The 6,271-nt window shown below is 41.6% G+C and carries 6 protein-coding genes; 2 read left to right on the top strand and 4 right to left on the bottom strand.

The window, feature by feature from the left end; genetic code table 11:
• Nucleotides 1–125 precede the first annotated feature (125 nt).
• Nucleotides 126–1,232 carry an ATP-binding protein gene (locus B5G10_RS04205; RefSeq protein WP_087423493.1) on the top strand — a complete coding sequence of 369 codons (1,107 nt, stop codon included), beginning with the start codon at nucleotides 126–128 and terminating at the stop codon, nucleotides 1,230–1,232.
• Between the two features lie 118 nt (nucleotides 1,233–1,350).
• Here the strand turns inward: B5G10_RS04205 and B5G10_RS04200 are convergent, their stop codons facing one another.
• Both B5G10_RS04200 and B5G10_RS04195 read right to left on the bottom strand, forming a co-directional pair.
• On the bottom strand, nucleotides 1,351–2,178 hold the full coding sequence (locus B5G10_RS04200) for a nucleotidyl transferase AbiEii/AbiGii toxin family protein (protein WP_011966733.1): 828 nt from the start codon (nucleotides 2,176–2,178) through the stop codon (nucleotides 1,351–1,353).
• Nucleotides 2,175–2,801, bottom strand: coding sequence for a hypothetical protein (locus tag B5G10_RS04195; RefSeq protein WP_087423492.1), 627 nt, complete (start codon nucleotides 2,799–2,801; stop codon nucleotides 2,175–2,177). The genes B5G10_RS04200 and B5G10_RS04195 overlap by 4 nt, the downstream gene beginning before the upstream one ends.
• Nucleotides 2,802–3,942: 1,141 nt before the next feature.
• Between B5G10_RS04195 and pepT the strand changes: the two genes are divergently transcribed.
• Nucleotides 3,943–5,310, top strand: a complete 1,368-nt coding sequence (gene pepT, locus B5G10_RS04185; RefSeq protein WP_087423491.1) for a tripeptide aminopeptidase PepT — start codon at nucleotides 3,943–3,945, stop codon at nucleotides 5,308–5,310.
• Nucleotides 5,311–5,465: 155 nt separating this feature from the next.
• Here the strand turns inward: pepT and B5G10_RS04180 are convergent, their stop codons facing one another.
• Entirely contained in the window at nucleotides 5,466–5,807 is a 342-nt protein-coding gene (locus B5G10_RS04180; RefSeq protein WP_087423490.1) for a hypothetical protein, read from the bottom strand.
• Nucleotides 5,808–5,882: 75 nt separating this feature from the next.
• Nucleotides 5,883–6,263: a hypothetical protein gene (locus B5G10_RS04175; protein ID WP_143241053.1), complete on the bottom strand. Its 381-nt coding sequence runs from the start codon at nucleotides 6,261–6,263 to the stop codon at nucleotides 5,883–5,885.
• Nucleotides 6,264–6,271 lie beyond the last annotated feature (8 nt).

Below are 6,271 nucleotides of genomic sequence, written 5' to 3'. Positions count from 1 at the left end.
TTGATGGCTACCGCAAAGTTACTGATGTTCTAATCGAAAAATTTTCTAATGCTTATAACTTATTGATGTTTAATAATTAAACCCTTGTCGGAGAATTTTTCTCCGGACACTAGTGATATGGAAAAATAGCCATCGGAAAAGATTTTTGCGATCGTGAAAAAGAAACGACTTACTTGGTCCAGTATTTCACATCGTTAATCAACGCCATTATTATCTCTCCTCGTGGCTGGGGTAAAAGTTCACTTGTAAACAAGGCTGCAAAATTAGCGATGGCGCAGGACAGCAACCTCCGAATCTGTCATATCGACCTGTTCAATGTACGTAGCGAGGAGCATTTTTATTCGCTGCTCGCCCAGAAGGTCATTGCCGCCACTTCCACAAAATGGGAGGAGGCAATCGAGAGTGCGAAGAGTTTCTTTTCGCATCTTGTTCCCAAAATTTCAATCGGTACAGACCCCACCAATGAGGTTTCAATCGACTTTGATTGGGAGGAGGTAAAGCGCAATCCTGATGAAGTGCTCGATCTTGCTGAAAAAATTGCCAGGAAGAAGGGGCTGAAAATCGTGATTTGCGTAGATGAGTTCCAAAATATCGCGGAATTTACAGACCCAGACTATTTCCAGAAAAAGTTGCGTTCACATTGGCAACTGCACCAGAGTGTGGCTTATTGTCTCTATGGTAGCAAACGCCACATGATGATAGAAGTGTTTAGCGACTCATCCAAACCGTTCTACAAGTTTGGCAACCTGATGTTTCTCAATAAGATTGACACGCCTTGCCTTGTGGAATTTTTCAAAAGTCGTTTCGCTGATACCGGTAAGAACATTGACGATGAAGCAAGCCTTTTGATTGTAACGCTCGTAGATAACCATCCATACTACGCACAGCAGTTGGCACAGCTGTCATGGCTCAGGACGAAGGATGTATGTACAGTTGAAATCGTGCGTGAGGCACACTCGGCATTGGTGGAGCAGTTAAGTCTGTTGTTTGTAACAATTACCGAAACACTGACCACACAGCAACTAAACTACCTCAAGGCTCTTATAGCTGGAGAAAAGGCCATTAGTTCGACTGAAGTGATGCATCGCTATCAAATTTCTTCAACGACCTCAATATCCCGCTCAAAGGCTGCCCTTATCAAGAATGATATATTGGATAATAAGGCCGGTGAAATCTCGTTCCAAGACCCGATTTATGCCTATTGGTTGAAGACTGAGTTCTTTGCAAAATAATAAGACTATGAATAAGTATAACCTTACTTGGATTGACTTCGCCAATAAGAAAAGGTGCAGGCTTACTAAAGCTATAAATACTTTAGTAGTTATTTCTTGGAGAAAGCTTAATGTTGTATTATTCTATTCTTACCATCCCGGCCAACTGCACGAAATAATCATTTGACCAAATATCAAGTTCTTTTGGATTGCGCACGAAAGGCAATACATCTTCTTTCACTTGTTTTATATCAGCTGAAGAGAGACGCTCAATGAGTTTCTCCTTGAATAACTCTGGAGTGATATTCTCATTGTTGAACTGCTTGCATCGTTCTGCCAAATGAGCAAAATCAAGTGGAATATTATGGCGTACATACCATTCAAAGTCGTACCAATCACGACCTTTTACTCTGTTCTTCCACGCACGATATACTAAGGCGTGCATCTTGCCTGCAAACAAGTCGGGAAGTGTAAAACAACGGGTCATAAATGAATATGGCTGAAGCAATAGCTTCTGTTCCGTCTTGAAGTTCAACGGTGGGCAAGTATCTACTTCTATCTTTATCTTTATAGATTTCTCTGTTTGGAAAGTCACATCATACACATCGGTATTATCTTTAAGAAATGCCGATTCGACCTTTCCGAAATTCCTCTTGTCTTTTTTCTTTATTTCAACCTCACGGCCTACCATTGTAAAAGCATCAACGATAGCAGGAAAGTATTTCGTAAAATCGAACTTATCATCTTGCGTAAGCAATGAAAAATCCATATCCTCACTGAAACGCTGTAAGCCATGAAAGATTCTCAAGCAAGTTCCACCATAGAAAGCCGCCGACTCAAAAAAGCCTCCGGCATACAAGCCAGCAAGTATCACTTGTTGGTTCACTTCAAATATAGCGTTTCTCTTCTGTTGCTCTGTTGTTAAATCATAACGGGAGAGCATATTGTCGAATATTTCATTTTTCATCGTCTTAAGAATTTTAAAAGTGTCGAAATTGAATCGGCCTTTTTGCCAACTTTTATGTAGTCTTCGAATATGGTTTTATCCATCTTATTGAACTCATCCATATCGATACGAATATCCTGTTCAAGATATGTTTCCACATCTTTCATATAGCGAAGATTGACCTGCGAGGAATTGGCAATCAAATCACACAAAGCCTTTTCCGGTGATGCAATAAGAAAAGCATAATTATCCTTATACATACTCCTTACTCCTATTGGAAATGCTATTTTTGAGATATGTTTGTAGTCATAACAGCCGACAGGAGTTTGAAAGCTACGCGAATGCTTTACCGTCATTGATTGATGAACATATACAGCCTCGGGGATAAGTCCATAATATCGTAGTGCAGTAGACATTGAAATATACGAAGGTGTATAGAGATGATTGGCTATCAACTCACTCGATAGAGTCTTTCCTGAATATTCGGGGTTGATCACATAAAGTCCTCGCTTCAGTCTGATGATAAATCCTTGCTTCTCAAGCCAGGTCACTTTTTTATTCGCAGACTTAAGTTCCGGGTATAACGATTCGATGATTGAAGTCGTTACAGGAATAGTTCCTATTTCAGTTAATTGTCTATCCATACTGCAAATATAGCAATAATTTGAACAATAAAAGAAATGAAACTTCCTTTTCTGTTCAAATTATTACTACTTAAACAATCTTAAGAAATAGCGACCGCTGCCACATAAGGCTGTTGTTTGTGACAATCACCGAAACACTGACCACACAGCAATTGAACTATTTCAAAGCTCTTATTGCCGGCGAAAAGGCCATCAGTTCGACCGAAGTGATGCATCGCTATCAAATCTCTTCAACAACCTCAATATTCCGTTCAAAGTCAGTCCTTATCAAGAATGATAATTGGATAATAAAGCCGGTGAAATCTCGTTTCAGGACCCGATTTTATGCCTATTGGTTGAAGACTGAGTACTTCGCAAAATAATCATAATGTCCCCTCCTTTTCAGAGCCATTTTTGTACCTTTTCTCATCAATAAACGCCATTTTTCACAAGTTTTTGTACCGCACATTTTGATATTCAAGAAATTACACTTACTTTTACTTTCCAAAATGGAGGTACATGCCGAGAATGGTGCTAAAAATCACTAACTTACACATTCTCAGACACTTGCCAACCTGCTGGTTGTACCTTTTAGAGCGCTATGCTATTGATAATCAATGATGTACACATACTGCATCGGAATACAAAAGTAGCAAATAATTAAAATTCTAAATATAAATCAACTAAATATTCAGATTACTAATTATATAAAACTCTTATCTATAGAATAATATTCTTACTCTAACAGTTATATTTCTATTAACCACAGATTTATTAAATGACGTAAATTTCATAATCAAACCATCTTTCTACTCCATATAGAAATCCATTTAAGAATAGCAGCATATCCAAAACAGAATCGAATCGGAATCCAGTAAGTGGAATACTGGCTCCCGATCCGAGTGTTCTAACCATGCGTCAACAATACGCCATTATCATAGGTATATATGCATACATTCCCATATGGCGTATCATCGTTCCATCGGCCTTTATCTCCCATATCTCAGAGTCTCTTACACTCACAAATTCACCAGTCGTCTCATTCAATCTGGAATAAATTATCCAGCTACCAACAAGATTGATTACTTTGCACTTATAAACACTTGACTTTCACATCTATTTTCTTTATATTCGCAACTGTTATCATAAAAAAAGTTATACCATGAGACGTACTGTTTTATCGGCCGCTGCCTTCCTGATGCTGGTTGGTGGGGGCATCGCCAAGGCACAGTCGCAGGCAATCGACCTCGACAATCTGGCTCCTGCTTTGAAATATCCTACCGTGCAAAAACAAGAGATGTTGGAGATGTTTCTCAAGTATGTCGCCGTCGAGAGCGGTTCGGAGATTCCGGCACCCGGCGACACCGCCTATCCTATCACTCCAGGACAGATAGAGATGGCCCGTCTGCTCAAGGCCGACGCCGAGGCTATGGGGGCTAATGTGACTTTGACGGAGTGGCACTATGTCTATGTAGATGTTCCGTCAAACATCGACAAGGAGGTCCCGACTCTCGGTTTCTCCTGCCACCTCGACTATTCGCCCGAGGCTCCGGGTAAAGGCATAAAACCGCAAGTCATCACCTATCAAGGGGATGACATCAAGCTGGCCGACGGCAGTGTAATCTCGCCCAATAAACCCGATGGCAAGGACCTGCCCGCACTTGTAGGGAAGACACTCATCCACACCGATGGCCGCTCGCTACTCGGGGGCGACGACAAAAACGGCTGCACCATACTCATGTCGCTGTTAAAGACAGTTCTGAACCCGGCTGTCAAGCACGGACACATCCAGTTTGTATTTTGTCCCAATGAAGATATCGGAATGGCACAACTGAAAATCGATACGACCCTGTTCAACCCCGATATCCTTTTCGACGTCGATGGCACAGGCGGCAATCAGATAATGGCTTCGAATTTCACGGCTCGTGGACTGACCGTGAAGTTTATCGGCCATCCGGCTCACCCGGCCGAAGCCAAAGCCCAGCAGATGGGCGACGCTCTTGCCGCAGCCGCGACCTTCATTGCCGATGTTCCCATAAAATACCGCCCCGAACATACCGACGGAAAAGCCGGATACATACATCACTACCAAATCGATCAAGACCCGAATGGTGTCAACTACACGGTCATGAGCCGCATCAGATACTTCGACAAGAGCGAAGGCGAACTGTTCGATCACATCATAAAGGAGTCGATGACGAAAGTACACCGAGACTTCCCCTACGTCAAGACCGAAGTACTCTTCGACGGTATTCAATATGACAACGTAGAGTATTCCATGCACCCTGCCTCGCACAACGTCATAGCACGAGCCGCCGCCCGAGCTGGACAGGAGGTCAACTTCGTAGCCGAGCGAGGAGGCACCACTGCCGCCATGTTCACGACCCGCTCGCTGAAAGGCGGTATGGGTATATTTGCCGGGCAGCACAACGACCATAGCGTGCACGAATACAGTTGTCTCGAAGAGATGATGGATGCCTACACCCTACTGCTCTACGCCGTCGATGAGGTTTCGCAAATAGAGCAATAAAACGAGTTTGACGTCTGAGAATCACCGACTGAAATGGGTCCCGGCCTCAATCTACCCACAAACATCCACTATTCCCCCGGGAAAAACGACAGAGGGAGAAGAACCTGCAGCGGTTCCTCTCCCTCTGTCTATATTACTGACCGAAGAAAAAATATCTATTTCACATAAACATTTGTTATTGCTATACCTCTATATTGTTCTTCAGTCCAAAAAGAGACATTAGCAGTACCATACGGTTTCAGGTCCTCAAATTTAGGAGAGCAGTCATTAGCGCCTTTTAAATATATAGTAACTGAAACACTTTCCTCCGTATCATTATATAATGACACTTTAACTTCCTGCCCCCAACCTTCTTTCTGAATGTAATCCCCTTCAGAATAAGAGTATTCAATATAACCAATCTGTTTTCCATCTTTCTTTACTGCGAGCTTTTCTGCATAAAGGCTCAATGACAATCCCCATAATACCATTAACAAAATAGTAAATACTCGTTTCATAATAATTTGTCCATACCCTTGGAACTTTTTTGTGCATCTGGTTCGCAACATTTATTACTTACAATATAGTTTTTATTATAGATTAGATCCATAGTACTCACACACATCATCATATATATATGATGCCAGCGTAGCCACTCCTGAAGCGATCAGAGATGTTCCTACCGAACTTGCAGACGCCGCAATTCCGGCTGCAATAGCCGCTTTCAACCCGTCTTTAACTACTCTTTTTGTCCACTTACCACACACCACTTTATACATTTTCTCTCGCCTAGATTTGTCTATACCATCTTGAGAGATAGTAATGCTTATTGAACGTTGATTAACATCATCCTCTATAACGGCAACATTACCATAACTAACGATATATAATCCATCTGAAACCTTTATTTTTTCTTGTGCACTAGATACTAATACACCTAATGCAGCTAATATCATAATCAATATTCTTTTCATAATATTTA

The sequence above is a fragment of the Barnesiella sp. An55 genome, from assembly GCF_002161555.1.
Lineage (GTDB): Bacteria > Bacteroidota > Bacteroidia > Bacteroidales > Barnesiellaceae > Barnesiella > Barnesiella merdipullorum.
The sequence above is the reverse complement of the archived record's forward strand: the minus strand, read 5'-3'. Positions and strand labels throughout refer to the sequence as shown.